The sequence below is a fragment of the Agrobacterium burrii genome (assembly GCF_017313405.1).
Lineage (GTDB): Bacteria > Pseudomonadota > Alphaproteobacteria > Rhizobiales > Rhizobiaceae > Agrobacterium > Agrobacterium burrii.
Genome location: NZ_JAFLNA010000004.1, coordinates 332,255 through 357,783 on the forward strand (window position 1 = coordinate 332,255; position 25,529 = coordinate 357,783).

At 59.7% G+C, this 25,529-nt stretch carries 29 protein-coding genes; 16 read left to right on the forward strand and 13 right to left on the reverse strand.

Annotated elements, in window-relative coordinates:
* Positions 1–2: 2 nt before the first annotated feature.
* Positions 3–1,217 (reverse strand): NADP-dependent isocitrate dehydrogenase, encoded by a 1,215-nt coding sequence (locus JZX89_RS10545; RefSeq protein WP_149897312.1) that lies wholly within the window; start codon positions 1,215–1,217, stop codon positions 3–5.
* Positions 1,218–1,432: 215 nt separating this feature from the next.
* Here JZX89_RS10545 and JZX89_RS10550 point away from each other — a divergent pair, with 215 nt between their 5' ends.
* The 9 genes from JZX89_RS10550 to JZX89_RS10590 all read left to right on the forward strand — a co-directional run bounded on the left by JZX89_RS10550 (position 1,433) and on the right by JZX89_RS10590 (position 8,465).
* Entirely contained in the window at positions 1,433–1,963 is a 531-nt protein-coding gene (locus tag JZX89_RS10550; protein WP_207134011.1) for a hypothetical protein, read from the forward strand.
* A gap of 281 nt (positions 1,964–2,244) precedes the next feature.
* Positions 2,245–3,072 (forward strand): RNA methyltransferase, encoded by an 828-nt coding sequence (locus tag JZX89_RS10555; RefSeq protein WP_174373563.1) that lies wholly within the window; start codon positions 2,245–2,247, stop codon positions 3,070–3,072.
* A complete protein-coding gene (gene murI, locus JZX89_RS10560; protein ID WP_207134012.1) occupies positions 3,056–3,877 on the forward strand; it encodes a glutamate racemase in 822 nt (273 codons plus the stop codon). Before JZX89_RS10555 ends, murI begins: the two co-directional genes overlap by 17 nt.
* 391 nt (positions 3,878–4,268) lie before the next feature.
* Positions 4,269–4,508 carry a hypothetical protein gene (locus JZX89_RS28875; RefSeq protein WP_149898083.1) on the forward strand — a complete coding sequence of 80 codons (240 nt, stop codon included), beginning with the start codon at positions 4,269–4,271 and terminating at the stop codon, positions 4,506–4,508.
* 96 nt (positions 4,509–4,604) lie between these two features.
* Positions 4,605–4,883 (forward strand): type II toxin-antitoxin system RelE/ParE family toxin, encoded by a 279-nt coding sequence (locus JZX89_RS10570; protein WP_207134013.1) that lies wholly within the window; start codon positions 4,605–4,607, stop codon positions 4,881–4,883.
* 14 nt (positions 4,884–4,897) lie between these two features.
* Positions 4,898–5,185: a HigA family addiction module antitoxin gene (locus JZX89_RS10575; RefSeq protein ID WP_149897316.1), complete on the forward strand. Its 288-nt coding sequence runs from the start codon at positions 4,898–4,900 to the stop codon at positions 5,183–5,185.
* Positions 5,186–5,259: 74 nt separating this feature from the next.
* Positions 5,260–5,898: a LysE family translocator gene (locus tag JZX89_RS10580; protein ID WP_207134014.1), complete on the forward strand. Its 639-nt coding sequence runs from the start codon at positions 5,260–5,262 to the stop codon at positions 5,896–5,898.
* Positions 5,899–5,931: 33 nt separating this feature from the next.
* Complete coding sequence (locus JZX89_RS10585; RefSeq protein WP_207134015.1) at positions 5,932–6,819, forward strand: EamA family transporter; 888 nt, start codon at positions 5,932–5,934, stop codon at positions 6,817–6,819.
* 128 nt (positions 6,820–6,947) lie between these two features.
* The gene (locus JZX89_RS10590; protein WP_207134016.1) at positions 6,948–8,465 is read left to right on the forward strand and encodes a helicase HerA domain-containing protein; all 1,518 of its coding nucleotides are present in this window, start codon (positions 6,948–6,950) and stop codon (positions 8,463–8,465) included.
* 38 nt (positions 8,466–8,503) lie between these two features.
* Here the strand turns inward: JZX89_RS10590 and JZX89_RS10595 are convergent, their stop codons facing one another.
* Positions 8,504–9,487, reverse strand: coding sequence for a TerC family protein (locus JZX89_RS10595; RefSeq protein ID WP_207134017.1), 984 nt, complete (start codon positions 9,485–9,487; stop codon positions 8,504–8,506).
* Between the two features lie 452 nt (positions 9,488–9,939).
* Between JZX89_RS10595 and rpsD the strand changes: the two genes are divergently transcribed.
* The 5 genes from rpsD (at position 9,940) to JZX89_RS10620 (ending at position 14,257) form a co-directional block, all read left to right on the forward strand.
* Entirely contained in the window at positions 9,940–10,557 is a 618-nt protein-coding gene (rpsD, locus tag JZX89_RS10600; RefSeq protein WP_046798221.1) for a 30S ribosomal protein S4, read from the forward strand.
* 69 nt (positions 10,558–10,626) lie between these two features.
* The gene (locus JZX89_RS10605) at positions 10,627–11,556 is read left to right on the forward strand and encodes a glutaminase (RefSeq protein ID WP_127757991.1); all 930 of its coding nucleotides are present in this window, start codon (positions 10,627–10,629) and stop codon (positions 11,554–11,556) included.
* Between the two features lie 61 nt (positions 11,557–11,617).
* Positions 11,618–12,556 carry a tRNA 2-thiocytidine(32) synthetase TtcA gene (gene ttcA / locus JZX89_RS10610; RefSeq protein ID WP_207134018.1) on the forward strand — a complete coding sequence of 313 codons (939 nt, stop codon included), beginning with the start codon at positions 11,618–11,620 and terminating at the stop codon, positions 12,554–12,556.
* 19 nt (positions 12,557–12,575) lie between these two features.
* Positions 12,576–13,403 carry an inositol monophosphatase family protein gene (locus tag JZX89_RS10615; RefSeq protein ID WP_207134019.1) on the forward strand — a complete coding sequence of 276 codons (828 nt, stop codon included), beginning with the start codon at positions 12,576–12,578 and terminating at the stop codon, positions 13,401–13,403.
* A 29-nt stretch (positions 13,404–13,432) separates the two neighbouring features.
* Complete coding sequence (locus tag JZX89_RS10620) at positions 13,433–14,257, forward strand: inositol monophosphatase family protein (RefSeq protein ID WP_207134020.1); 825 nt, start codon at positions 13,433–13,435, stop codon at positions 14,255–14,257.
* 73 nt (positions 14,258–14,330) lie between these two features.
* Here JZX89_RS10620 and JZX89_RS10625 read toward each other — a convergent pair whose 3' ends face one another.
* From JZX89_RS10625 to JZX89_RS10635, 3 genes are all read right to left on the reverse strand, one after another.
* Positions 14,331–15,539 (reverse strand): multidrug effflux MFS transporter, encoded by a 1,209-nt coding sequence (locus JZX89_RS10625; protein WP_149898085.1) that lies wholly within the window; start codon positions 15,537–15,539, stop codon positions 14,331–14,333.
* 134 nt (positions 15,540–15,673) lie between these two features.
* Positions 15,674–16,009, reverse strand: coding sequence for a Grx4 family monothiol glutaredoxin (gene grxD / locus JZX89_RS10630; protein WP_149897323.1), 336 nt, complete (start codon positions 16,007–16,009; stop codon positions 15,674–15,676).
* Between the two features lie 147 nt (positions 16,010–16,156).
* A complete protein-coding gene (locus tag JZX89_RS10635) occupies positions 16,157–16,405 on the reverse strand; it encodes a hypothetical protein (protein WP_207134021.1) in 249 nt (82 codons plus the stop codon).
* A 111-nt stretch (positions 16,406–16,516) separates the two neighbouring features.
* Here JZX89_RS10635 and JZX89_RS10640 point away from each other — a divergent pair, with 111 nt between their 5' ends.
* Positions 16,517–17,665, forward strand: a complete 1,149-nt coding sequence (locus JZX89_RS10640; protein WP_207134022.1) for a hypothetical protein — start codon at positions 16,517–16,519, stop codon at positions 17,663–17,665.
* Between the two features lie 134 nt (positions 17,666–17,799).
* On the opposite strand, the gene JZX89_RS10645 is transcribed toward JZX89_RS10640, so the two are convergent.
* From JZX89_RS10645 to JZX89_RS10655, 3 genes are all read right to left on the reverse strand, one after another.
* Positions 17,800–18,033 carry a BolA/IbaG family iron-sulfur metabolism protein gene (locus tag JZX89_RS10645; protein ID WP_003507909.1) on the reverse strand — a complete coding sequence of 78 codons (234 nt, stop codon included), beginning with the start codon at positions 18,031–18,033 and terminating at the stop codon, positions 17,800–17,802.
* 16 nt (positions 18,034–18,049) lie between these two features.
* The gene (purL, locus tag JZX89_RS10650; RefSeq protein ID WP_207134023.1) at positions 18,050–20,284 is read right to left on the reverse strand and encodes a phosphoribosylformylglycinamidine synthase subunit PurL; all 2,235 of its coding nucleotides are present in this window, start codon (positions 20,282–20,284) and stop codon (positions 18,050–18,052) included.
* A gap of 154 nt (positions 20,285–20,438) precedes the next feature.
* A complete protein-coding gene (locus tag JZX89_RS10655) occupies positions 20,439–21,857 on the reverse strand; it encodes an aminotransferase-like domain-containing protein (protein ID WP_207134024.1) in 1,419 nt (472 codons plus the stop codon).
* A gap of 93 nt (positions 21,858–21,950) precedes the next feature.
* Between JZX89_RS10655 and JZX89_RS10660 the strand changes: the two genes are divergently transcribed.
* On the forward strand, positions 21,951–22,256 hold the full coding sequence (locus JZX89_RS10660) for a DUF1127 domain-containing protein (RefSeq protein ID WP_149897328.1): 306 nt from the start codon (positions 21,951–21,953) through the stop codon (positions 22,254–22,256).
* 249 nt (positions 22,257–22,505) lie between these two features.
* Here the strand turns inward: JZX89_RS10660 and JZX89_RS10665 are convergent, their stop codons facing one another.
* The 5 genes from JZX89_RS10665 to JZX89_RS10685 all read right to left on the reverse strand — a co-directional run bounded on the left by JZX89_RS10665 (position 22,506) and on the right by JZX89_RS10685 (position 25,501).
* Positions 22,506–22,910 (reverse strand): hypothetical protein, encoded by a 405-nt coding sequence (locus JZX89_RS10665; RefSeq protein WP_153514054.1) that lies wholly within the window; start codon positions 22,908–22,910, stop codon positions 22,506–22,508.
* Positions 22,911–22,988: 78 nt separating this feature from the next.
* Entirely contained in the window at positions 22,989–23,660 is a 672-nt protein-coding gene (purQ, locus tag JZX89_RS10670) for a phosphoribosylformylglycinamidine synthase subunit PurQ (protein WP_174373579.1), read from the reverse strand.
* A 20-nt stretch (positions 23,661–23,680) separates the two neighbouring features.
* The gene (purS, locus tag JZX89_RS10675; protein ID WP_207134025.1) at positions 23,681–23,923 is read right to left on the reverse strand and encodes a phosphoribosylformylglycinamidine synthase subunit PurS; all 243 of its coding nucleotides are present in this window, start codon (positions 23,921–23,923) and stop codon (positions 23,681–23,683) included.
* Between the two features lie 55 nt (positions 23,924–23,978).
* On the reverse strand, positions 23,979–24,743 hold the full coding sequence (gene purC, locus JZX89_RS10680) for a phosphoribosylaminoimidazolesuccinocarboxamide synthase (RefSeq protein ID WP_006314097.1): 765 nt from the start codon (positions 24,741–24,743) through the stop codon (positions 23,979–23,981).
* Positions 24,744–24,937: 194 nt separating this feature from the next.
* Positions 24,938–25,501: an alpha/beta hydrolase gene (locus JZX89_RS10685; RefSeq protein WP_149897333.1), complete on the reverse strand. Its 564-nt coding sequence runs from the start codon at positions 25,499–25,501 to the stop codon at positions 24,938–24,940.
* Between the last annotated feature and the right edge of the window lie 28 nt (positions 25,502–25,529).

A 25,529-nucleotide genomic window follows, 5' to 3' on the forward strand; every position in this document is an offset into this window, starting at 1 on the left:
GCTTAAGCCGCCATCGCCGTCTTGAGGTTTTCGTCGATCTTGTCGAGGAAAGCGGTGGTGGAGAGCCAGGGCTGGTCCGGACCGATGAGCAGGGCCAGATCCTTGGTCATGAAGCCGCTTTCGACGGTGTCGACGCAGACGGTTTCGAGCGTTGTCGCGAACTTCGCGAGTTCGGCATTGTCGTCCAGCTTGGCGCGGTGGGCAAGGCCACGGGTCCAGGCGAAGATCGAGGCGATCGAGTTGGTCGAGGTTTCCTGACCCTTCTGATGCTGGCGATAGTGGCGCGTCACCGTGCCGTGTGCAGCTTCCGCTTCGACGGTGCGACCATCCGGCGACAGGAGTACCGAGGTCATCAGGCCGAGCGAGCCGAAGCCCTGAGCAACCGTATCGGACTGCACGTCGCCATCGTAGTTCTTGCAGGCCCAGACGTAGCCGCCGGACCACTTGAGCGCGGAAGCAACCATGTCGTCGATCAGGCGGTGTTCGTAGGTGATGCCGACTTCGTCGAACTTCGCCTTGAACTCGGTCTGGTAGACTTCTTCGAAGATATCCTTGAAGCGGCCGTCGTAAGCCTTGAGGATGGTGTTCTTGGTGGACAGGTAAACCGGCCACTTGCGCATCAGGCCGTACATCATGGATGCGCGGGCGAATTCGCGGATGGATTCATCGAGGTTGTACATGGCCAGTGCGACACCGGCGCTCGGGGCGTCGAAAACGTCCTTTTCGATGACCGTGCCGTCTTCACCGACGAATTTGATCGTCAGCTTGCCCTTGCCGGGGAACTTGAAATCGGTTGCCTTGTACTGGTCGCCGAAAGCGTGGCGGCCGACGACGATCGGCTTGGTCCAGCCGGGAACGAGGCGCGGAACGTTCTTGCAGATGATCGGCTCGCGGAAGATGACGCCGCCCAGAATGTTGCGGATCGTGCCGTTCGGGCTCTTCCACATCTGCTTCAGGCCGAATTCCTCGACGCGCTGCTCATCCGGGGTGATTGTGGCGCACTTGATGCCGACGCCGTGCTTCTTGATGGCGTGGGCCGCATCGATCGTGACCTGGTCGTTGGTGGCGTCGCGATTTTCAACCGAGAGGTCGTAATATTCGATATCGAGATCGAGGTAAGGCAGGATCAGCTTGTCCTTGATCAACTGCCAGATGATACGGGTCATTTCGTCGCCGTCGAGATCGACGACCGGATTGGCTACCTTGATCTTTGCCATGAATTCCTCACCTTCGAAGCTGTGGCGCCTGTTGACGCCGGTATTCGGAAAAATATCCGGTCGGGCTATAGCATCGCGAGCGCCTGAGGCAAAGCCATGGGGGGCGCTTTTTTGGCGCAGCGCAATAACGCTTTGCGCATTGCCAAACCACAATGCCGGAATACAGTCAGGCGAATCGCTTCGCCCGCGTGTCGGGCCTATCCCGGGATCACATCATGCGGAAATTTCTGCTTCTGACTGCCGCCGTCCTCGTTTCCCACAGCGCCCTTGCGGCCGGGCCTGCCGATCCCGTTCAGAAGGTGATGGATATTACCGTCAAGAACTGGTCCGGTGATGCCGAGAACTGGAAATACATTTTCGATGAGGACATGCTGACCAGCCTGTTCAGCAAGGACTTCGTGACGCAATATCGCGAAGCGTCCAAGAAGCCGGCTTATGAGGCGGAAAGCGGCGAGACCGGCGATCCCTTCGGTTACGATGTGGTGACGAACTCGCAGGACGGCTGCCCTCTGGTCGATGTTTCGGTAACGCCGGGCGCCGTCAAGGATGGCGTGACCGACGTGACGGCGAAATTCAAGCTCTGGGCCTGCATGGACGAGGCGGAGATGAAGGCGACGGTTGACGAGGTGCATTTCGACGTGATCGAGGAAGATGGCAGGCCGGTGATCAGCGATATTCACCGGGTGGGTGACGAGGGCAGGGATTCGCTGCGCGCGGAGATGGCGACGATCATCAAGGGGGAATAAGGGGTCGCGTTTGAGCCGGTTGTGGGTGATGCGAGGCTTTCGCCACACTCGGCGTCATCCTCGGGCTTGACCCGAGGATCCATTGATTTCAACGGGTTGTGGATCCTCGGGTCAAGCCCGAGGATGACGGGGTGGTGGTTTTTCTCTCATCTTCAGCAAAGCTGAGTGGGGGTGTGCGCTCGCCCCGCCTTTGATTTTAGCGCTGATCTGTGCCAGTGAGGCGCGCTTTAGCGCATCGTGGTAAAACCGATGCCGCGCTTCTAAAAAACTGGAACACGACGATGGCAGGCACTAACAGCGAGCTTGAACTTCTGGCGGAAGGCCCGGCGATCATTCTGGTCGAACCGCAGCTCGGCGAAAATATCGGCATGGTGGCGCGGGCGATGGCCAATTTTGGCCTCTCCGAATTGCGTCTGGTCAATCCGCGTGATGGCTGGCCGAGCGAGAAGGCACGCGCTGCCGCCTCCAAGGCCGATCATGTCATCGATGGGACCAAGGTGTTCGAGACGCTGGAAGAGGCGATCAAGGATCTCAATTTCGTTTATGCCACCACCGCGCGGGAGCGTTACGGTTTCAAGCCGGTGCGCGCGCCCGTCACCGCCGCCGCGACGCTGCGGACAAAATTCAAGGCTGGCGAAAAGACCGGCATCCTGTTCGGGCGCGAGCGCTGGGGGCTTTCCAATGAGGAAGTGGCGCTGGCTGACGAGATCGTGACATTTCCGGTCAATCCCGCCTTTGCCTCGCTCAACATCGCGCAGGCCGTGCTGTTGATGTCCTATGAGTGGATGAAGTCAGGCATGGACGATCTGGACGAGACGCTTTTCCAGTCCGTCGAGCAGCGGCCTTCCACCAAGGAGCAGGTGTTCGGCCTGTTCGAACATCTCGAGGAAGTGCTGGATGCACGCGGTTATTTCCATCCGCCCGAAAAAAAGCCCAGAATGGTCGACAATCTGCGCGCCGTGATGTCGAGACGCGGGTTTTCCGAGCAGGAAATCAGCGTTTTCCGTGGTGTGCTCAATACGCTCGACCGTTTTCCCCGCCGTTGGTCGAAACAGACCGGCAGGGTAGAACCGGCACAGGAGATGGGGGAGAATGCTGAAGACGAGTGAAGCGGCGGCCGATGTGCTGAAACCGGTGCTGGTGTTCGATTCCGGCATTGGCGGGCTGACCGTGCTGCGCGAGGCGCGCGTGCTGATGCCCGAACGTGGTTTCATCTATGTGGCCGACGATGCGGGTTTTCCCTATGGCCGCTGGGAGGAGGAGGCGCTGACGGCGCGCATTCTCTCGCTGTTCGAAACGCTGCTGGAAGATTACAGCCCCGAAGTTTGCATCATTGCCTGCAACACCGCTTTCACGCTGGCCGGGGCCGATCTTCGGGCACGGTTTCCGGGCATGACCTTCGTCGGCACCGTTCCCGCCATCAAGCCCGCCGCCGAGCGTACCCGTTCAGGCCTCGTTTCTGTGCTGGCGACGCCCGGCACCGTCAAGCGGGCCTATACGCGCGATCTCATCCAGTCCTTCGCCACGCAATGCCATGTTCGCCTCGTCGGCTCGGAAAATCTGGCGCGTATGGCGGAAAGCTGGATCAGGGGGGAGCCGATATCCGACGACGCCGTGCTTGCCGAAATTGAGCCCTGCTTCATCGACAGCGACGGCAAGCGTACCGATATCGTCGTTCTCGCCTGCACGCATTATCCCTTCATGGCCAATGTGTTTCGCCGGCTCGCTCCATGGCCGGTGGACTGGCTCGATCCCGCTGAAGCGATTGCGAGGCGTGCGCGCCATCTGGTGCCGCTGCCGCAGGATGCGGAACATCCAGATGGTTTCGACTTCGCCGTCTTCACGTCAGGCAAGCCGGATTTCGCCACGCGGCGGCTGATGCAGGGTTTTGGCCTCAGCGTTTCGGCGGTCTGAGTTTCACGGCCTTAGCTGCTGTTGTATTTTTGCATCTGTTCCGCTTGACTTTTGCAATTCGAGATTGCGACCACTTGTCGCGTCCGGCATCTCGTGTAAGATGCCTCTCGTCTGTAATCGCTATAAAAGGAGGCGTGGAATGATTGACAATTTTAATATGCGCCTTAACGGCATGTCTGGCACTTCCGGCATGGTCATCTGCGGTTATATGCCCCGAGGCATCACCCTCCGATAAGGCTTATTGCCTGATTTCCTTGCCGTTTGGCACTTTCACTTCGTTCGACATCTGAAATTGTGCGTTCGCGTGGCTCCGTTGCTGCGCCCGTCGTTCCAGCATGTCGTTTCCATCGATAAAGGACCTGGCCGCTTCGCTGCGCCGGGATGGATTTCCATGCAGAAAAATCAACCATTGGTAGCATATGCGCTGCCGGATGCGGTCGACCGTTTATTCGTCACATTCGGCGTCTGGAAAACCCTAAAGGCGGTTCTTGTCGCGGCTATGGTGCCGCGCGCGCCGCCGACGGATATCGCCGATTTACCCGAACGTCTGCTGGATGATATCGGCCTCCAGCCCTCTGAGCGGAAGGTGCGTCGGGACTGGGCGCCACCTTACTGGGCACCGCGGTTTTGAAGGTGATGGCCTCTCTGACGACGAAATGTTGGAGAGGCCGTATCGTTGTCGTTCTGCACTGTTGTATAGCGATGCGATACAGGATACAGTTTTTCCATGATCGTTAGTTTCCGTCACAAAGGGCTCGAAGCTTTTTACCGTTCCGGGACAACGAAGGGTATTCAGCCGGCTCACGCCGCGAAGCTTGGCCGGATACTAACATTGTTAGAAGTTGCGGCAGTCGCTTCCGATCTCAATCTTCCTGGTTTTAAACTTCACCCGCTAAAAGGCGACATGAAGGGTCACTGGTCCTTATGGGTGAATGGAAACTGGCGAGTGACATTTCGATTTTTGGATAGCGATGTCGAGCTTGTCGATTATCAGGACTATCACTGAAGGGATTTGTTCCAATGATGAAGTTTCCTGTTCACCCCGGTGAGCTTTTGCGGGAGGAGGTTATTACCGCGCTTCGGCTTTCCGTAACAGAAGCTGCTGAAAGGCTCGGCATGTCCCGTGTGGCGCTTTCGCGGGTCCTTAACGGACGGGCAGGGGTCAGCCCCGACCTTGCCGTGCGGTTGGAGCGGGCAGGCGTCAGCACAGCCCGCGCATGGCTTGCCATGCAGTCTAACTACGATCTTGCACAGGCGATGAAACGGGAGCAACCGCCCGTTCGTCCGCTGGATGACAGGGCGGCGTAATCATCGAAGATTAGGCTTGATACCTCTCGGTTTCCGTGGCTTGCTCACCGCATTGAGTGAAGGGAGATTTCATCATGCCGTTGGAGAACTGGCTGGCCTTCGTGGCCGCATCCGCCATCATGCTTGCCATTCCGGGACCGACGATCCTGCTGGTGATTTCTTACGCGCTCGGTCATGGCCGCAAGGCGAGCACCGCGACGGTAACAGGTGTCGCGCTGGGTGATTTTACCGCCATGACCGCCTCCATGCTGGGGCTTGGGGCGCTGCTTGCCACCTCGGCCGCGCTGTTCACCGGCCTGAAATGGATCGGGGCGGCTTACCTCATCTATCTCGGCATCAAGCTGTGGCGTTCACCGGTCAGCGGCGAAGGTGCGGATGGCAAGGGTGTGACGGGCCGTGAAAGGCCGCTTAAAATCTTCCTGCATGCCTATATCGTCACGGCGCTGAACCCAAAGAGCATCGTGTTCTTCGTGGCCTTCCTGCCGCAGTTTCTGGTGCCGACGCTGCCCTTCTGGCCGCAGGTGCTGATTTTCGAAGCGACATTCCTGGTGCTTGCCACCGTGAATGCAGCGCTTTATGGACTGCTGGCAAGTGCCGCCCGCAACACGATCCGCAAACCGAAGGTTCAGCGCATCGTCAACCGCACGGGTGGCGGTCTCCTGATTGGTGCCGGTCTTGTCGCCTTCGCGTGGAAGAGGACTGCTGCATCGTAAAGGCTTCGTGAGAGCCAATACCGGATATACAGCATGGCATTGCCGCATATACTTCTCGCCCTGATCACCGTGTTTTTGTGGGGCTTCAACTTCGTCGCCATCAAGATCGGCGTCACCGACATGCCGCCTTTGTTCCTGACGGGGTTACGTTATCTCTGTGCGGCCGTGCCGTTGGTTTTCTTCCTGCCGAAACCGAATGTGCCGTGGCGGCATATGATCGTATACGGCATGGCGATGGGCTTTTTTCAGTTCGGCCTGCTTTATCCGGCCATCAAGCTCGGCCTGCCCGCCGGGCTTGCCTCGCTGGTCATGCAGTCGCAGGCGTTTTTCACGCTGGCGCTTGCCGTCGTGTTCCTCGGCGAGCGGCCTTTGCCCTCGCAGGTCATGGGCGCGGTCATCGCCTTTGGTGGGCTGGCCGTGATCGGCGCGGAGCGCATGACGATGGCGGCCTTCGTGCCGTTGTTGATGGGCGTCGGCTCGGCGATCGCCTGGGCCGTCGGCAATATCGTCAACCGGCGGATCGGCCAGGTGAATGCGGTTTCCTTCGTCGCATGGACCAGCCTTGTGCCTGTTCTGCCGCTGCTGGCGCTTTCGCTTGTTGTGGAAGGGCCGGGCGCGATTGCCGAGGGGCTTGCCAATGCGACGGCGACGACGGCTCTTGTGGTCATTTATATGGCCTATGGGGCGACGATTGTCGGCGCGGGCATCTGGAGTTATCTGCTTTTGCGGTATCCGGCCGGAACCGTTGCGCCGTTTTCGCTGCTGGTGCCTGTTGTCGGTTTCATCAGCGCCTATCTCGCTTTTGCGGAGCATATCACCCTCTTCGAAGTGCTGGGCGCCGGGTTGGTCATTCTGGGCCTGGTGCTGAACGTATTCGGGCGACGCATCGCCCTGTCGCGGTTGTGGACCCGGCCTGCATAGGCGTAACACGCAATTGCCTGTGCATTATCGGGATGTGACAGACGCAATCGGCGTTTTTTTGGTAAAGAGCATGTTCGGCCGCCGCCAAGGGAATCGGCCGTATCAGATGCAGCACGAGGAATTGAACATTGCAGGTCGGCATCGACATGGGAACTCTATCGGGCGGGCAGCAGGCCAAGCTCGATATTGAGGAATTGCTTGCGACGCGTTTGCTGGTGCAGGGCAATTCCGGTTCCGGCAAGTCGCATCTTCTGCGCCGGCTGCTGGAGCAATCGGCGCAGTGGGTGCAGCAGGTCATCATCGATCCCGAGGGCGATTTTGTTACGCTGTCCGACAAATTCGGCCACGTGGTGGTGGATGGCGAGCGCACGGAGGCAGAGCTTGCCGGCATCGCCAACCGCATTCGTCAGCATCGCGTCTCCTGCGTGCTGACGCTCGAAGGCCTTGATGTCGAACAGCAGATGCGGGCTGCCGCCGCCTTCCTCAACGGCCTGTTCGATGCCGATCGCGAATTCTGGTATCCGGTGCTTGTCGTGGTGGATGAGGCGCAGATGTTTGCGCCCTCCGTCGCCGGTGAAGTGACGGAAGATGCCCGCAAGGCGTCGTTGGGCGCCATGACCAATCTGATGTGCCGTGGCCGTAAGCGCGGTCTTGCCGGTGTCATCGCCACGCAGCGATTGGCCAAGCTTGCCAAGAACGTGGCGGCGGAGGCCTCGAACTTCCTGATGGGCCGCACTTTTCTCGATATCGATATGGCGCGCGCTGCCGATCTGCTCGGCATGGACCGGCGGCAGGCGGAAATGTTCCGCGACCTGCAGCGCGGCAATTTCGTGGCGCTCGGCCCGGCGCTGTCGCGCCGCCCGCTACCCATCGTCATCGGGGCGGTGGAAACCTCGGCGCGCTCATCTTCGCCGAAGCTGATGCCGCTGCCGGATGCACCGCAGGATGTGGAAGACCTGATCTTCACGCCTGACCCGGAAGAGTTCACGCGCGCCGCCGTGCGCCGCACGCCGCCGGCACCGCGTCCGACCACCGATATTCTGGCCGAACTGTCCCGTTCTACCCCCGCTGCCGTTGGCCCTTCACCGGAGCAATCCCCGCGCGCGGGTCAACCGGAACTGACGCCGGAGGAGCGCGAGGAAAAGATCGGGGCAGTGCTCGTGGAAATTCTCGACGATCCGCAATCGGCCTATCGCACGGATGCCGTGCTCTATCAGGATTTTCTGGTGCGCGCCCGCATGCGTCGCATTCCCGGCACGCCGATGACGCTGGCCGATTTCCGCCGACAGGTTGCGATTGCCCGCTCCGGCGTGGATGCGGCGATGGCGGCCAGCGGAGGCTGGGAGAAGGCGCTGGAATTGTCGATGTCGGTTTCAGATGATCTGCAGGGGGTTTTCCTGCTGCTTGTCAAGGCGGCGCTCGGTGAAGAGCCTTGCCCGTCTGATGCCCGCATCGCCCGCGCCTATGGCACCCATTCCGCCCGCCGTGCGCGGCGTCTCCTCGGTTATTTCGAAGAGAAGGAGCTTGTGGTGGTGCATGCCGATTTCTCCGGCAAGCGCATTGTGGCGTTTCCCGATCTCGATGCAAAAACCGCACCCGGCGATGCGGATGCGGCTGAGGACGATGCGAAGGCGGCGGCGGAGTAAGCGTGCGGCAGGCTTCCCTGCCGCTTGCCGTTTAAGCCTTATTCGACGGCCTTCGCTTCTTTCCGCGTCGCGATCAGCGAACCGATGATGCCGGTTGCGAGGATGGCGACGGTGACGCCGAGCGAAACGGCCGGCGGGATCTTGGCGATGCCCAGCATATCCGCGACGAAAATCTTCGAGCCGACGAAGACCAGAACCGCAGCCAGCGCATATTTCAGATAGGCGAAGCGGTGGATCAGGGCGGCAAGCGCGAAATAGAGGGCGCGCAGGCCGAGGATCGCGAAGATGTTCGAGGTGTAGACGATAAACGGATCGGTGGTGATCGCGAAGATCGCCGGGATCGAATCGACCGCGAAGATAAGGTCGGCAATTTCGACCATGATGAGCGCCAGAAACAGCGGCGTCACGAAGGTCTTCAGCTTGCCGGTGGTTTCATCCGTCTCCTTGACGAAGAACTTCTCGCCATGCAGTTTCTCCGTCACCGGCAGGCGATTGCGCAGAAATTTCAGAATGCGGTTGTTGCCGATGTCGTTCTCGTCATGGTCGGAGGAGAACAGCATCTTGAGGCCCGTGAAGACAAGGAAGGCCGCAAAGAGATAAAGCACCCAGTGGAAGTTTTCGACGATGGCCGCACCGCCGGCGATCATGATTCCGCGCAGGACGATGACGCCGAGGATACCCCAGAGCAGCACGCGGTGCTGATATTGGCGGGGAATGGCGAAATAGGAGAAGATCATGGCGATGATGAAGATATTGTCCATCGCCAGGCTTTTTTCGACCACGAAGCCGGTGATGTATTCCATCGCCGACTGTTGGCCGGACTGATACCAGATCCAGCCGCCGAAGGCCAAGCCGATGGCGATGTAAAAGCCGGACATCAGCAGGCTTTCACGAATGCCGATTTCCTTGGAATTCTTGTGCAGCACGCCGAGATCGAGCGCCAGGAGGCCAAGGACAAGAGAAATGAAGACCGCCCACATCCATGTGGGGGTACCGAGAAAATCGTTGAGGAGGAACTCCATCAGTCAACCTTTAGCCGGACGAGGTTGGCTTTGCGGATGGGGAACGTGTGTCAAGAATATACGTGGGCCCCAACCTAAAGAAACTCGACATCACGTGTTGTCCGGTAACACGTCAGAGGGGCCCGAGTTCTGATCACGATGGGTAGGTAGGTGGCCACTCATCCTTTTCAAGGGCAGGCTCGACAAAAAAAGCGGCGGGCGTTGTTTGACAAATTTGTAAAACGTGTTTAGAAGCCGCCCCAACGCCGGGCAGTGATGTCCGGTGTGTTTTGTTGGTTGCCTTGCAGTTTAATAGCTGACGTTTGGCGGTCAATATCACCGACATGTCCCGTGGTTTCTCCATTTGCATGTGAGAAGCCTGTCAGAGGCCCTGAAACGGGCTTCAGAGGAGGGCGTGTTTCCTTAAACCGGTTTGGTAACAGACCGGCATAACCTTTTGAGAAGGAAATACGATGAGCAAGCGCGAATCGGCCAAGTACAAAATCGACCGCCGCATGGGCGAAAACATCTGGGGTCGTCCGAAGTCCCCGGTAAACCGCCGCGAATACGGCCCGGGCCAGCACGGCCAGCGCCGCAAGGGCAAGATGAGCGACTTCGGCACGCAGCTGCGCGCCAAGCAGAAGCTCAAGGGCTACTACGGCGAACTGCGCGAAAAGCAGTTCCGCGCCACTTTCGACGAAGCAAACCGTCGTAAGGGCGATACTTCTGAAAACCTGATCGGCCTGCTCGAGTCGCGTCTGGACGCCATCGTCTACCGCGCCAAGTTCGTTCCGACCGTTTTCGCATCGCGTCAGTTCATCAACCATGGCCACGTCACGGTTAACGGCGTTCGCGTCAACATCGGTTCTTACCGTTGCAAGGCTGGCGACGTTATCGAAGTTCGTCAGAAGTCCAAGCAGCTGGTTACGGTTCTCGAAGCCGTTCAGCTCGCTGAGCGCGACGTTCCTGACTACATCGAAGTCGACCACAACAAGATGGTTGCGACCTACGCCCGCGTTCCGTCGCTTTCCGACGTTCCGTACCCGGTCGTCATGGAACCGCATCTGGTCGTCGAATTCTACTCGCGTTAATCGACGCGTTTCAGTATTGAGAAAGCCGCCCTTCGGGGCGGCTTTTTTGTTTGCTGGGGAAGGCTTTGCATGCAGGATATTCAGGCGATCGTCGATTCCATTTACGACAGCATGCTGCCGCGGCTGGGCGAGGGGAAGGTCGCGGATTACATTCCCGAACTTGCCAAGGTCGATCCCAACCAGTTCGGCATCGCCATCACCACCGTCGATGGAACCACCTATACGGCCGGCAATGCGCTCGTGCCGTTTTCGATCCAGAGTATCTCCAAGGTCTTCATGCTGACGCTGGCGCTCGGCAAGGCCGGTGAGACGGTGTGGAACCGGGTGGGGCGTGAACCTTCAGGCTCTTCCTTCAACTCCATCGTCCAGCTGGAACATGAGCACGGCATCCCGCGCAATCCCTTCGTGAATGCCGGCGCGATCGTGGTGACCGATATCGTTCTTTCCGGCCACCAGCCGCGTGAGGCGATCGGTGAGCTTCTGCGCTTCGTGCGTTATCTCGCTGACGATGATACGATCAGCATTGACGATACGGTGGCGAAATCCGAGCAGGCGACGGGTTTCCGCAATTTTGCGCTTGCCAATTTCATGCGTTCCTTCGGCAATCTGCATCATCCCGTGGAACATACGCTCGGCGTCTATTTCCATCAGTGCGCGCTGTCGATGACCTGCGCGCAGCTATCCCGTGCTGGCCTCTTCCTCGCCAATCGCGGCCGCAATCCGCTGACGGGTCACACCGTGGTCTCCGACCGCCGCGCACGGCGCATCAATGCGCTGATGCTGACCTGCGGCCATTATGACGGATCGGGCGATTTCGCCTATCATGTCGGCCTGCCGGGCAAGAGCGGTGTCGGCGGCGGCATCATGGCGGTGGCGCCGGGCAATGCGTCGATTGCGGTCTGGTCGCCGGGTCTCAACAAGGTTGGTAACTCGGCGCTCGGGTCACAGGCGCTGGAATTGCTGGCGACGAAAACCGGCTGGTCGGTATTCGGGGCTTGATATTGCCGGCGGATGGGGGCATTGCCTGCATTAAGAACGGCAGTCGTGCCGGAGCGAGCGGATGATGAACATTCTCACCAAGATCGATGACTTTGTAGATCAGGCCGGGGCCGACCAGATCGGGGCGGATCAGGACGCGTCCGAGGAAAACGGCAGCTCGCATCCCCTGTTCGACAATGCTCCGCGTTCGGTCTCGTTCAACAAGCTGCGCAAGCGGCTGCTGCGCAATGTGCGGCAGGCGTTTGAAGATTTCGGCATGCTGAACGGCCAGAAGCGCTGGCTTGTCGGTCTTTCCGGCGGCAAGGACAGCTATGGTCTTCTGGCGCTGCTGCTCGATCTCAAATGGCGCGGGCTTTTGCCGGTGGAGCTGGTGGCCTGCAATCTCGATCAGGGCCAGCCGAATTTTCCCAAACACGTCCTGCCGGAGTATCTGGCGAAGATCGGCGTGGCCCATCGCATCGAATACCGAGACACCTATTCAATCGTGAAGGAAAAAGTGCCTTCCGGCGGCACTTACTGTTCGCTCTGTTCGCGGCTGCGGCGCGGCAATCTCTACCGCATCGCGCGGGAGGAGGGCTGCGATGCGCTGCTGCTTGGCCATCACCGCGAGGATATTCTAGAAACCTTCTTCATGAACTTCTTCCATGGCGGCCGGCTGGCCGGCATGCCGGCAAAGCTGATGAATGACGAGGGCGACCTGATGGTCATGCGGCCGCTGGCCTATTGCGCCGAGGACGATATGGCGAAATTCGCCGCCGCGATGGAATTCCCGATCATTCCCTGCGACCTCTGCGGCTCACAGGACGGGCTTCAGCGCAATGCGATGAAGGAGATGCTGGCGGATATCGAACGGCGCATGCCGGGCCGCAAGGATGTGATGTTGCGGGCGCTTGCCCATGTGAACCCGTCGCATCTGCTCGATCCGAAGCTTTTTGATTTCGCGGCGCTTGCTGTCACCGGGGCGTCACCTGAAGAGCGTAGGGAGGCCAGCCCTCCCTGATGAAGAAGTGCCCCGCGCCATGAGCCTTTCCGACAAAGATATCGAATTCCTCGTTTCCACCGTCGCCGCTGCCGGCGCGAATGAAATCATGCCCCGCTTCCGCAATTTGAGCGCAGGCGCGATCTCCGAAAAGACCTCCGCCGTCGATCTCGTCACCGAGGCTGACATTCTGGCGGAAAAGGCGATTACCGCCGCGCTGCTTGCACGGTTTCCGAAGGCCCATATCGTCGGTGAAGAGACCTATGAGGCGGACCCGTCCGTCATCCCCGCTCTTGCCGATGCGCCGCTTGCCTTCGTGATCGATCCCATCGACGGCACGTTCAATTACGCCTCCGGCTTTCCCGCTTTCGGCACGCTGCTTGCGGTCACCGTCAAGGGTGAGACGGTGGCGGGTATCATCCACGATCCTGTCATGGGCGATACCATCGTCGCGCTCAAAGGCGAGGGGGCCTACCTCAATCGCAAGAGCGGCTCGCAGGCCAGGCTCAAGGTCGCGGATCCCGCGCCATTGCCCGAAATGGTCGGCATCTTTTCCTGGGGCCACAGCCATGAGGATCGCCGTCCTGTCATTGCCGCCAATATGGCGAAGATAAAGATGGCGCTTTCGATCAATTGCTCGGCGCATGAATATTGGCTTGCCTCAGCCGGCAAGCTGCATTTCATCGGTCATGAAAAGCTGATGCCCTGGGATCACCTTGCCGGTGTTCTCGTCCATCAGGAGGCGGGTGGTTACACGGCCCGTTTCGACAATACGCCCTACCGGCCAGGACAGACGGCGGGCGGCATCCTGTCGGCCCCCGACAAGGAAAGCTGGAAGATGCTGCGGCGGGAAATCGTCGCCTTATAGCAGGTACATCACAAGGAAGGATATCGCCCATGGCTCTCGAACTCGACATCGCCTCTCTTGCCAACGCGCTTCAGGAGGCGGCAGCAGTGGAAATCCTGCCGCGGTTCCGTAATCTGGGCGAAGGCGACGTCAGAATAAAGACCGAAGCGATCGATCTCGTCACCGAGGCCGACGAGGCTGCCGAGCGGCTGATCCGCGCCCGCGTCGAGGAAATCATGCCGCAGGCGCTGTTCATCGGTGAAGAGGCGGTTGCGGCTGATCCGTCTCTACTCGGCAAGCTTGCCGACGCCGATCTTGCCGTGGTGGTCGATCCGATCGACGGCACCTTTAATTTCGCTTCCGGCCTGCCGCTGTTCGGCGTGATGATGAGCGTCATCTCCAAGGGCGAGACCGTCGCCGGCCTGATCTTCGATCCGATGGGCAATGACTGGGCGATTGCCGAAAAAGGCTCCGGCGCATGGCTTTGCGCCGCCGATGGCTCGCAGACGCAGATGTCGGTCGTGACAGCGCCGCACCTGTCGCAGATGGTTGGCATCGCCAATACCGGTTATTTCGATGTGGAGACACGCCGCAAGATTTTAATGAACCTTGCGGATGTGCGGCTCTTCACCAGCTATCGCTGCGCGGCGCATGAATACCGCCTGTTCTGCGGCGGCCACATGCATTTCCTGATGTATAACAAGCTGATGCCCTGGGACCATCTGGCCGGCACGCTGCTTTCACAGGAAGCAGGCGCTTATGCCGCCCGGCTTGACGGTTCGCCTTACCTGCCGCGCCATGTGGATGGCGGGTTGCTGCTGGCACCGGATCAGGAGACATGGGAGCTGCTGCGCGAGAAGATTTTCACGGTGTGATAGCCGCTCGGCTGTATTCAACAAAAAGGGCGCGGAACAGAATTCCGCGCCCTTTTTGTGTGTCCGTTGCCCGTTAATGCGTCGGCTTGTTGTGGGCCTGAAACAGCACACCCTTTTCACCGATCAGCACGAAGATCAGGCCGATGATCGAGACGACGAAGAAGCCGGCCACCATCGGTAGCGCCGTGCCGTCGAAAGCCTGACCGATGCCGGCACCGATCAGCGAGCCGCCGACGGTTCCCATGAAGCCGATGACGGAGGAGGCCGTGCCGGCGACATGGCCGAGCGGCTCCATGGCCAGCGAGTTGAAGTTCGAGCCGATCCAGCCGAACTGGAACATGGCAAATGCGAAGAACACGATGAAGATGGGGAAGGGCATCGGCTCCGGCCCGAATATCTGCACCAGCAACCACACGAAGGTGATGGCAATGAAGCCGAGCAGCGATCCGTGCGACAGCTTGCGCATGCCGAACCTGCCGACAAGCCTTGCATTGATGAAGGATGAGAAGGCCATGAACAGGGCAACGCCGGCAAAGGCCGCCGCAAACCATGCGCCGAGGCCATAAATGCCCTTATAGACCTGTTCAGCCGAGTTGATGAAGCCGAACAGCGCGCCGAAGATGAAGGTGCTCGAAAGCGTGTAGCAGAGCGCAATACGGTTGGTGAGCACGATCTTGAAGCCGCCAAGCACCGAGCGGGCGGTGAAGGGACGGACATCGTCGGGATGCAATGTTTCCGGCAGGCGGAAATACATCCAGGCCGTCACGACGGCGGCGATGCCGGCCATGAAGGCGAAGATCAGATGCCAGTTGCCGAAGAACAGCACGATCTGGCCGGTGCCGGGCGCGATGACCGGGACGACCATGAACACCATCATGATCAGCGACATGACTTCCGCCATCTGCCGGCCGCCATAGATGTCGCGCACGATGGAAATGGTAATGACGCGCGTTGCCGCCGAACCGATGCCCTGAATGAAGCGCAGGACCAAAAGCCCGGCAAATGACGGCACGAAGACCACGGCAATGGCTGAAACGATGTAGATCGCCAGCCCGACAAGCATCGGCGTGCGGCGTCCGAAACGGTCCGAAATCGGGCCATAAAGAAGCTGGGCGATGCCGAAGCCCAGAAGATAGGTGGAAATCACGTATTGGCGGCTGTTTTCATTGACGACGCCCAGGGATGCGCCGATTTCCTGAAGACCGGGCAGCATGATGTCGATGGCGAGCGCATTCAGCGCCATCAGCATCGCGGCCAGCGCGATAAATTCCGTGCGCCCCATCGAAATGGTGCGGGAGGTGGATTGTGAAAGTTCTGTCACAGGATTGCCCCAAAAAGAACGGCAAAGGCGTTGCATGAAGCAACGCCTGGCATAAATTTCTGACAATCAGGGTGGGCCGGATGAACCGGCCGAAATCAGGCCGCGCCGCGGACGCTGATACCCTGTTCTTGGAAGTGGGTTTGCAACTCGCCGGACTGGAACATCTCTTTTACAATGTCACAGCCGCCGAGGAATTCGCCCTTGACGTAGAGCTGCGGGATGGTCGGCCAGTTGGAATAGTCCTTGATACCCTGACGGATGTCGGCATCGGCAAGCACGTTGATGCCTTTGTAGTCGACGCCGAGATAATCGAGAATCTGTACCACCTGACCGGAAAAACCGCACTGCGGAAATTGCGGGGTGCCCTTCATGAAAAGAACGATGTCGTTGCTCTTCACTTCACTGTCGATCATGTCGTTAATGCCGCTCATAGGCTTATTCCTTTCACATGCGGTTCAAGGCCGCTGCTTTCTGTTCGTTCCTAAATAACATGTCGCCGCGCGATTTCCACCCGTCGGACGGAAAAAATGCGTCGATGTTGCAGTGCATGACACGCCAAAAAAGTGGTTTGCGGTGCCTCAGCGATATCTCTGCCGGCTGCGGGCGGCGGCGGTGCGTCTTTTGCTCACCTGTTTCTTGGCCGGCTTGCTTTTGGTCGCGCCACCGAGCGCGGCTTCCAGAACGGAGCCGACGATGCCGCCGGCGAGGGAACCGGTGCTTTTTGTCCGTCGCATTCGGCGGGTTTTGCGGATGCCGGTCTTGGTGAGGATTTCAGACAGCGCGCCCTTGACGACGCCGTTGAGCAATTGATCGACGATGCCAGACAATTTTTCCCCGCCAATAAATAAATCATATTTCCGTCGTGATTTTTACTATACGTGCATCGCCCACTGTATCAAGCGATCCTTTCGGGTGTCTCCAGCCCTGAAGGTTTAAGCATGCCGACCGTCAAGTCTCGACTTGTTCTCTATTTTCCCGGTTTCGATCCGCTCGATGCGGCGGCCCATCATCTGCGTTACCAGCGGGCGGCGGCACTGGCCGGCAAGACATGGGATGTCGGCTATGCGGTGGGGGCGCTTGAGACTACGTCGGCGGGTGAAGCATTTACGGTAGAGGCGTCGGCTGGTGACTGGCGGACGCGCTCCACGATCTTCGTCTACGATCATAATGCGGTGATATCGCGCCTGCGGCATGCGCCCGTCTGGCGGCAGATCGGGCTGGGCTTTGCGGCTGCGGCCGGTATTGTCGCGGAAGGCGGGGCAGGGCGGTATCTTCGCCACGCCTGGCGGTTCGGCCTATTCTTCATCTTCCCGTTCCTGCTGATGCTGGTGGGCGGTGCGCTTGCTGCGGGTATTGCCCTGTCGCCATGGCTGTTCAGTTTGCCGCTCTGGTTGCTTGCGATCAGTCTTCCCGCCGCCACCTTGTTTTTCGTGAAGGCGTTTCTGCCTTTCGCGGAGCGGTTTCACACCTTGCATCTTTACGCCGACTGGCGGTTTGCGCTGGCCGTTGGCCGTGATGAGCCGATTGCCCGCGACTGGATCGAGGAAAAGGCGGCGTTGGTTCTCAAGGCGCTGGAACAACCTTCGGAGGAGGTTCTGGTCGTGTCGCACAGCATGGGGGCCAGTCTGGCGCTCGCTGTGATCGGTCGCGTGCTGGAACTGAAGCCAGAAGCGCTCAATGGCCGCAACCTGTCTTTCGCGACGCTGGGTGGTGCTGCCCTGCAATGCGCGCTGCTGTCGAGTGCGGACAGGCTTCGTGAGAGCGTGGGTAAGATCGCTCGTCACCCAAAAGTGACATGGTTCGATATCCAGTGCCTGACCGATCCTATCCATCTCTACCGGTGCAACACCGTGGCCCTGACCGGCCACAAAGACGCGCCGCAGCCGAAGATCGTGCCGATCCGTTTCAAGCATTCGCTTTCGCCGGAGCGTTATAAAAAGAACAAGCGCAACTTCCTGCGCATGCACCGGCAATATGTTCTTGGGCCGGATCGCAGATCCGGTTACGATTTTACCCTGCTGACGGCAGGGCCTTTGCCGGCCGCGACCTTCGCCGATCTGGATTCACAGAGCCCGCCTGCCTTGTAAGCGGCGTTTGCCATTCCACCTGATGTGAAAAGGCCCGCGTGAGAGTGTCACGCGGGCCTTTGATTTAGTCCGGAGCCTTTATGCGTCGGCGGGACAGTGAGACTGTCTCGCCGGAACCGCTTTCCCGGCCGCAATCATTCGGGAGCCGAGGTTTGCAGGGCAAGGGCATGCAGAACGCCGCCCATATTGCCCTTCAGCGCGTCATAGACCATCTGGTGCTGCTGCACGCGGGTCTTGCCCTTGAATGCCTCCGCAACAACTTCCGCCGCGTAATGATCGCCATCACCGGCCAGATCGCGGATCGTGACCTTTGCCCCGGGAATTCCCGCCTTAATCATGTCTTCAATGTCGCCGGGTTTCATGGGCATGGTGTTTCTCCTTAATTCATTCTGCGGCGAGCAAAGTTTCGCCGTCCATGAATTGAGGGAACCACGATTCATGGGCCAAGTGCAATTCTTTAATCTCGACGGCGCGCGCCGTGCCCAGCTTTACGCTTGCACCGCCGGTGACGCCGATTGCCGTGCAGGAAACGCCGGCTGCCTTGGCAGCCGCCTGCACCTTGTCGAGATCGGTCTTCTTCACCGTCAGGACATAACGGCCCTGATCTTCACCATAGAAAGTGAGGACCGGATTATGGCCTTCGACCGCATCGATTGTCGCGCCGATGCCGGAGGAAATCGCCATTTCGGCAACCGCAAGGGCGAGGCCGCCCGAAGAGCAATCGTGCACGGCGGTGGCAAGGCCGTCGGTGATCAGGTTGCGAACGAAATCGCCATTCTGCTTTTCAGCAGCCAGATCGACATGCGGCGCCGGGCCATCAGTGCGGCCATGGATATCACGCATGTAAACCGACTGGGCGATGTGGGTGCCGAGACCGGCAGGCGCACCGATAAGCAGCACCACTTCATCAGCGGCGGCAAAACGGATGCGTGCCATGCGGCCCCAATCCTTCAGGAGGCCAACGCCGCCGATGGTGGGGGTGGGCAGGATCGCCTGGCCATTGGTCTCGTTATAGAGCGAGACGTTGCCGGAAACGATCGGGAACTCCAAGACGCGGCAGGCCTCGCCGATGCCCTTGATGGCATGGACCAGCTGGCTCATGATCTCGGGCTTTTCCGGATTGCCGAAGTTCAGGTTGTCGGTGGCCGCCAGCGGCAGAGCACCTGTCGCGGTGATGTTGCGCCAGCATTCGGCAACCGCCTGCTTGCCGCCTTCGAAAGCATCGGCCTCGACATAACGCGGCGTTACGTCGGAGGAGAAAGCGAGCGCCTTCTTGTCGTGGCCTTCGACGCGCACCACACCGGCATCGCCGCCCGGCAGCTGCAGGGAATTGCCCTGAATCAGCGTGTCGTATTGTTCGTAAACCCAGCGGCGCGAGGAATTGTTAGCCGAACCGATGAGCGACACCAGCGCATCGGCTATATCGGCTGCGGGAATGTCGGTTTCCGCCAGAGGTGCCGGCACCTTGGCGGGCGTCCATGGGCGGTCATATTCGGGAGCCTCGTCGCCGAGTTCCTTGATCGGCAGGTTGGCGACTTCCTCGCCATTGTGAATGACGCGGAAGCGCAGGTCGTCGGTGGTCTTGCCGACAATGGCGAAATCCAGACCCCATTTGACGAAGATCGCCTTGGCGACTTCTTCCTTGGAGGGTTCGAGAACCATGAGCATACGCTCCTGGCTTTCCGAGAGCATCATTTCATAAGCCGTCATGCGCTCTTCGCGCACCGGCACGGTGTTCAAGTCGAGTTCGATGCCGAGATCGCCCTTGGCGCCCATTTCGACGGCGGAGCAGGTGAGGCCGGCGGCACCCATGTCCTGAATGGCGATGACCGCGCCGGTCTTCATCAGTTCAAGGCAGGCTTCCAGCAGGCACTTTTCGGTGAAGGGGTCTCCGACCTGAACCGTCGGGCGCTTTTCTTCGATGGATTCGTCAAATTCAGCCGAAGCCATGGTCGCGCCGCCAACGCCGTCACGGCCGGTCTTTGCGCCGAGATAAACGACCGGCAGGCCGACGCCCTTGGCTTCCGACAGGAAGATCGCATTGGACTTGGCAAGGCCGGCTGCGAAGGCGTTGACGAGGATATTGCCGTTGTAACGCGGGTCGAATTCCACTTCGCCGCCGACAGTCGGCACGCCGAAGGAATTGCCGTAACCGCCGACACCGGCGACGACACCGGCCACGAGGTGGCGGGTCTTCGGATGATCGGGTGCGCCGAAACGCAGCGCGTTCATGGCGGCGATGGGGCGGGCGCCCATGGTGAAGACGTCACGCAGGATGCCGCCGACGCCGGTTGCCGCACCCTGATAGGGCTCGATATAGGACGGGTGGTTGTGGCTCTCCATCTTGAAGACGACGCAGTCGCCATCATCGATATCGACAACGCCGGCGTTCTCGCCGGGGCCTTGAATGACGCGGGGGCCGGTGGTCGGCAGGGTCTTCAGCCACTTCTTGGAGGACTTGTAGGAGCAATGCTCGTTCCACATGGCCGAGAAGATGCCAAGCTCGGTAAAGCTGGGCTCCCGTCCGATCAGGTCGAGGATACGCTGATATTCGTCGGGCTTCAGCCCGTGGGATGCAACGAGTTCCGGGGTGATCTTGATGGAGTTTGAGATAGACATAGGTCTCACGCGGTTCGAGCCGAGGAAAGTTTCCGGTTCTTTAGCGCAAGAGGCTGGATCGTGCGACAGGAAAATGCGCCGCTTTGCCCGCTAATTGGCGGTTTGTGCCGATATTAGCGACCTGCAGGTGGTGCCCGCAGGGCCGTGGCATGGATCAGGCCACGCTTTCATAGCCGGCTGAACCATTATCGAGCAGGTGACGAAGAATGCTGAAGCCGTGTGTCAGTTCCTCACGGCTGGAAGGGCCGGAAAAGCTGATGCGGACGCGGTGGAAAACCTTTTCCGTTCGCCCGGCCTTGAATTCGTCCTCGTCGTCGATCAGCACGCCTTCCTTCATCGCGGCATTGCGGAAGGTGCCGGAAAGCCAGGGTTCGGGAAGCCGCAGCCACAGGAAGGCGATATCGGGCAGCGAGTTGAATTCCAGCCCGGCAAAGACGCGTCTGACGATCGCTTCGCGCTGGTTGATCTCGGCGATACAATCCTTGCGGATGTCATCGGCGTCGCCGCTATTGACGAGACGTGCATTCAATTCGGCGAGTATGAAGGGCAATCCGCCTGTTATCATCGAATGTGAAATCCGGATACGCGAGGAATATTGCGCCGGGCAGGCGACCCAGCCGCCGCGGACACCGGCGGCGACGGATTTCGACAGGCCGCCGACCACGAAGGTGATATCGGGCGCGAATTCGGCGATCAGCGGGATCGCCTCGCGGGTCATCGCCCCATAGAGATTGTCTTCCACGATCCATACGCCGTATCGGCGGGCGATCTCGGCAATGGCGCGGCGGCGTTCTTCCGGCAGGGTGGCGCAGGTGGGGTTCTGGCCTGCTGACATCAGGAAGATCATTTTCGGGTGCTGCTGGGCGCAGACGCGTTCGAAATCGTCAGGGACGATGCCGTTTTCGTCTACTTCCACCAGCGTCACCCGCCGGCCTGCAAGCCCGGCACTGCGGCTGATATGGGAATAGGTCAACGGTTCGAAGACTATGCGGTCCCCCGGCGCCGTCATCGCCGTCACCACGCTCATCACCGCCGCATGGGCGCCGAGCGTCGAGACAATGTTTTCCGGCTTTGGCGACCAGCCGTTCTGGGAAAGCCAGCGGACACCCGCCATACACCAGTTATCGGGGAACGAACGGGCGTAATTGGTGATGTCGTTGGTGTGCTCTCTGGTGACGGCCTCGATGTGCCTGGCGATCAGCGCGCTCTGGCCGACATCCGGTGCCGCGGTCGTGTTCAGGCGGAATTCGGCGCTGGCGTCTATGGCGTGGCGCGTGCTGCCAAAGGCTGCTGCCACCGGCTCCAGGCGCGACGAGGGGGCAGGGGTCTTGCGCTCGTTGACATAGGTGCCGCGGCCGACCTCGCCGCTGACGAGACCACGTTCATGAATCAGCGCATAGGCGCGGCTGATTGTCCCGATTGTCACGCCGAGATCATAGGCGAGATTGCGCTGCGGCGGCAATTTTGCGCCGGCCTGCAACACGCCGTCGGAAATCGCGCACTCGATGCTGTCGGCAAGGCGGAGATAAATCGGGCCGTTGCCCGCTGCGATGTCAGGAAGCCAATTTGTCATGGTGACAATTTATGCATTGTATCTGTCGGTAAGTCAATTGTATTTATTGGCTGCATTCAACGGTGACAATCACACGGAGACAATAGGTGCAATATGCGCAAGATGGATCAATACCTTTCGACAGCGGATACGCTTTATCCTGATGGCTACGAACGGGAACGCGTGTTCCGCGATGCCGGCGACATGGTCGCACCGGCGCCCTTTCCGGCCAAGATCGCCCGCACGCTTATTGGTCGCCTGATTATGGGCATGTCGCACTGGCAGCAGAAACGACGGGGGCGGCTCGCCTTGCGGGAACTGCCCGACGATCTTCTGGAGGATATCGGCGTTACGCGGGACGAGGCCTTGAAGGAGGCCGCGAAATCGCAGCTTTTCTCCTGGCCGTCGCGGTCTTTGTAATTTTTGTCGAAGAGCGGTGCCTTCTTTCCCCGGTGCCATCAAGCCATTCGGCAGCCCGCCACGCCACTCCCAACCGGCGTCGGCGGGTTTTTTTATGCGTTTACACGGGGATGCAGGCGAACGGCCAAAACAATTCTCCGTCACCCTCGGACGTGTCCCGAAGATCTGCAACATATCGATTTTGTTGACGTGCTTAGGCCCTCGGGACAAGCCCGAGGATGACGTTCTTGGCGTAGATATATGCCTAAATCAGCAGCCCTTGCCGCCGTTCGCCCAGCGCTTGACATCGGTTGCGATGCGGCCGGAGATGGCCTCGTTCATCGCGGGTCCGAAAGCGTCGAGCTTTGCCGGATTGCCTTCTGCCTGAACGACCAGCATGGGGCGCGATTCCGGGCTGTTGCGCGGTACGAGCAGGATGCGCGGACGGCCGGAGAAAGAGTTGAGTTCCGGGGCCAGACGATAGGCCTTGAACGCCGCATCGCCCGATTTGAACCAGCAGGCATTTGCGCCAAGAGCAATCCGTTCCATCGTCGGCAGGGCCGCACGGGATACGGAGGCGGCCGGCTGCGGTTTCGGCTGGCAGGCGGCGAGCGCTACTGCTGCGAGCAGCAATCCGGTGGCTTTGTAGGCATTGTGGCGAAGAAGACGAGGCATCAGGTCATCCAGAAGAGAAGCCGAAACTTAGCCGAAAGCCGGCATTAAAAAAGGCGGGCTCAAAGCCCGCCCGGTCTGTCAGGCTGCGATGACGCCGAGTGCGGAGGCGAAGAGGCCGCGGCCATCATTGCCGCCATGGGCGGCTTCGATGAGGTTTTCCGGATGCGGCATCATGCCAAGCACATTGCCCCTGGCGTTGATGACGCCGGCAATATCGTTCATCGAGCCGTTTGGATTGGTGCCTTGCGCATAACGGAACACGACCTGGCCGTTGTCTTCGACGGACTTCAACTCATCCGTATCGAGGAAGTAATTGCCGTCGTGATGGGCGACGGGGCAGCGCAGGATCTGGCCCTGGTCATAGGCGCGGGTGAATTCGGTGTCGTTGTTGATGACTTCGAGCTTCACTTCACGGCAGACAAATTTCAGCGAGGCGTTGCGCATCAAAGCACCCGGCAGCATGCCCGCCTCGACCAGAATCTGGAAACCGTTGCAGACGCCGAGAACCTTGACGCCCTGTTCGGCCTTTTCGCGAATGGCCTGCATGACCGGCATGCGCGCCGCAATCGCGCCGCAACGCAGATAGTCACCATAGGAAAAGCCGCCCGGAATGACGATCAGGTCGACATCAGGAATATCCGTTTCCGTCTGCCAGATGGTGACGGGCGCGCTTCCGGAGATTTTCGTCAGCGCGGCGATCATGTCGCGGTCGCGGTTGAGGCCGGGAAGTTGGACGACAGCGGATTTCATGGACGGCGGCTCCTTGGGCTTCAGAGAATGGTGATGGCGTAGTTTTCGATGACCGTATTGGCCAGCAGCTTTTCGCACATTGCCTTCAGGTCGGTTTCGGCCTTGGCCTTGTCGGCGCCTTCCAGTTCCAGATCGAAGACCTTGCCCTGACGGACATGGCCGACGCCGCCGAAACCGAGGCTGCCGAGCGCGCCTTCAATTGCCTTGCCCTGCGGATCGAGAACGCCGTTCTTCAGCGTAACAGTCACCCGTGCCTTGATCACCTGATCTTCTCCTGATTTTACCTTGCGGTGTCGATATTACTTCACGAGGCCGATATTACTTCACGAGGACAGGGCCGGTGCCGCGGATCGGTTCGTTTTCATTGATGATGCCGAGACGGCGCGCCACTTCGGAATAGGCTTCCACAAGCCCGCCCAGATCGCGGCGGAACAGGTCCTTGTCCATCTTTTTCTGGGTCTCGATGTCCCAGAGGCGGCAGCTGTCGGGCGAAATCTCGTCAGCGAGAATGATGCGCATCATGTCGCCTTCGAACAGGCGGCCGCATTCGATCTTGAAATCGACGAGCTGGATACCGACGCCCAGGAACAGGCCGGACAGGAAGTCGTTGACGCGGATGGCAAGCGCCATGATGTCGTCAAGCTCGGCGGGGTTGGCCCAGCCGAAAGCCGTGATGTGCTCTTCGGAGACCATCGGGTCTTCCAGCTCGTCGGACTTGTAATAAAACTCGATGATGGAGCGCGGCAGGACCACGCCTTCTTCGATGCCGAGGCGCTTGGACAGCGAGCCGGCGGCGACATTGCGCACGACGATCTCGAGCGGGATCATTTCCACTTCCTTGATCAACTGCTCGCGCATGTTGAGGCGGCGGATGAAGTGAGTGGGAATGCCGATCTTGTTCAGATGTGTGAAGACGTATTCGCAGATACGGTTATTCAACACACCCTTGCCGTCGATGACTTCGTGCTTTTTCTTGTTGAAGGCGGTCGCATCGTCCTTGAAGAACTGGATAAGCGTGCCTGGCTCCGGACCTTCGTAAAGGATCTTGGCCTTGCCTTCGTAAATACGGCGGCGACGGTTCATGATAGCAGGTCTCTTGGTTGACGCCGATTCTGGCGGCGTTAAGTTTGGTCTTTGAAGCGGTCCCTTAAAGGAAAAGACTGCATTCTACAATGAGGCGCGCCGATCTTCCCTTCAATTCTTGTGTCGGGCCATGAAGCAATGACACCCGGCATGGAACGGCCAAGGCATGACATGGCGCGCCTTTGCCCGGATCGTCAGGTCTCGGGCGTCTTCAGGCGGCTCAGGAACTGGGCAAACACCATGCCGCCTTCGGGCCATGGGCCATGGCCGGACTCGGCGTTGATGTGGCCGGACATGCCGGCATCCACCAGCATCGAGCCCCAGGCGGCAGCAATGTCGTCGGCATGTTCGTAAGTGCCGAAGGGATCGTTGCGGCTGGCGATGGTGATGGTCGGAAACGGCAGCGGATCGCGCGGATAAGGCCCGAAGGTCATCAGGTGTTTCGGCCGGATATCCGGATTGGCGACATCGGGCGGGGCGACAAAAACTGCGCCTGCGACCTTATGGGCGATCTCAGGCAGAGCATGGATCACGGTCGGCACGCCGAGCGAATGGGCAACCAGCACGACGGGCTTGGTAGCGGCGTTCACCTCTTCCACCAGCCGCGCCACCCAGTCTTCCTTTACGGGCTTGGTCCACTCGGCCTGCTCGACCCGGCGCGCGGTGGATAGCTTGCGCTCCCAGCGGGTCTGCCAGTGGTCGGGGCCGGAATTGGTGTAACCGGGTACGATGAGGATATCTACTTCTGAAACTTTCATGCGCCCATATCTGTGCTTTGATGCCGTC

Coding starts and splice junctions, on each gene's coding strand:
- JZX89_RS10545 (WP_149897312.1), bottom strand. CDS start 1,217: ATGGCAAAGATCAAGGTAGCCAATCCGGTCGTCGATCTCGACGGCGAC.
- JZX89_RS10550 (WP_207134011.1), top strand. CDS start 1,433: ATGCGGAAATTTCTGCTTCTGACTGCCGCCGTCCTCGTTTCCCACAGC.
- JZX89_RS10555 (WP_174373563.1), top strand. CDS start 2,245: ATGGCAGGCACTAACAGCGAGCTTGAACTTCTGGCGGAAGGCCCGGCG.
- murI (WP_207134012.1), top strand. CDS start 3,056: ATGCTGAAGACGAGTGAAGCGGCGGCCGATGTGCTGAAACCGGTGCTG.
- JZX89_RS28875 (WP_149898083.1), top strand. CDS start 4,269: ATGCAGAAAAATCAACCATTGGTAGCATATGCGCTGCCGGATGCGGTC.
- JZX89_RS10570 (WP_207134013.1), top strand. CDS start 4,605: ATGATCGTTAGTTTCCGTCACAAAGGGCTCGAAGCTTTTTACCGTTCC.
- JZX89_RS10575 (WP_149897316.1), top strand. CDS start 4,898: ATGATGAAGTTTCCTGTTCACCCCGGTGAGCTTTTGCGGGAGGAGGTT.
- JZX89_RS10580 (WP_207134014.1), top strand. CDS start 5,260: ATGCCGTTGGAGAACTGGCTGGCCTTCGTGGCCGCATCCGCCATCATG.
- JZX89_RS10585 (WP_207134015.1), top strand. CDS start 5,932: ATGGCATTGCCGCATATACTTCTCGCCCTGATCACCGTGTTTTTGTGG.
- JZX89_RS10595 (WP_207134017.1), bottom strand. CDS start 9,487: ATGGAGTTCCTCCTCAACGATTTTCTCGGTACCCCCACATGGATGTGG.
- rpsD (WP_046798221.1), top strand. CDS start 9,940: ATGAGCAAGCGCGAATCGGCCAAGTACAAAATCGACCGCCGCATGGGC.
- JZX89_RS10605 (WP_127757991.1), top strand. CDS start 10,627: ATGCAGGATATTCAGGCGATCGTCGATTCCATTTACGACAGCATGCTG.
- ttcA (WP_207134018.1), top strand. CDS start 11,618: ATGATGAACATTCTCACCAAGATCGATGACTTTGTAGATCAGGCCGGG.
- JZX89_RS10615 (WP_207134019.1), top strand. CDS start 12,576: ATGAGCCTTTCCGACAAAGATATCGAATTCCTCGTTTCCACCGTCGCC.
- JZX89_RS10620 (WP_207134020.1), top strand. CDS start 13,433: ATGGCTCTCGAACTCGACATCGCCTCTCTTGCCAACGCGCTTCAGGAG.
- JZX89_RS10625 (WP_149898085.1), bottom strand. CDS start 15,539: ATGGGGCGCACGGAATTTATCGCGCTGGCCGCGATGCTGATGGCGCTG.
- grxD (WP_149897323.1), bottom strand. CDS start 16,009: ATGAGCGGCATTAACGACATGATCGACAGTGAAGTGAAGAGCAACGAC.
- JZX89_RS10640 (WP_207134022.1), top strand. CDS start 16,517: ATGCCGACCGTCAAGTCTCGACTTGTTCTCTATTTTCCCGGTTTCGAT.
- JZX89_RS10645 (WP_003507909.1), bottom strand. CDS start 18,033: ATGCCCATGAAACCCGGCGACATTGAAGACATGATTAAGGCGGGAATT.
- purL (WP_207134023.1), bottom strand. CDS start 20,284: ATGTCTATCTCAAACTCCATCAAGATCACCCCGGAACTCGTTGCATCC.
- JZX89_RS10655 (WP_207134024.1), bottom strand. CDS start 21,857: ATGACAAATTGGCTTCCTGACATCGCAGCGGGCAACGGCCCGATTTAT.
- JZX89_RS10660 (WP_149897328.1), top strand. CDS start 21,951: ATGCGCAAGATGGATCAATACCTTTCGACAGCGGATACGCTTTATCCT.
- JZX89_RS10665 (WP_153514054.1), bottom strand. CDS start 22,910: ATGCCTCGTCTTCTTCGCCACAATGCCTACAAAGCCACCGGATTGCTG.
- purQ (WP_174373579.1), bottom strand. CDS start 23,660: ATGAAATCCGCTGTCGTCCAACTTCCCGGCCTCAACCGCGACCGCGAC.
- purC (WP_006314097.1), bottom strand. CDS start 24,743: ATGAACCGTCGCCGCCGTATTTACGAAGGCAAGGCCAAGATCCTTTAC.
- JZX89_RS10685 (WP_149897333.1), bottom strand. CDS start 25,501: ATGAAAGTTTCAGAAGTAGATATCCTCATCGTACCCGGTTACACCAAT.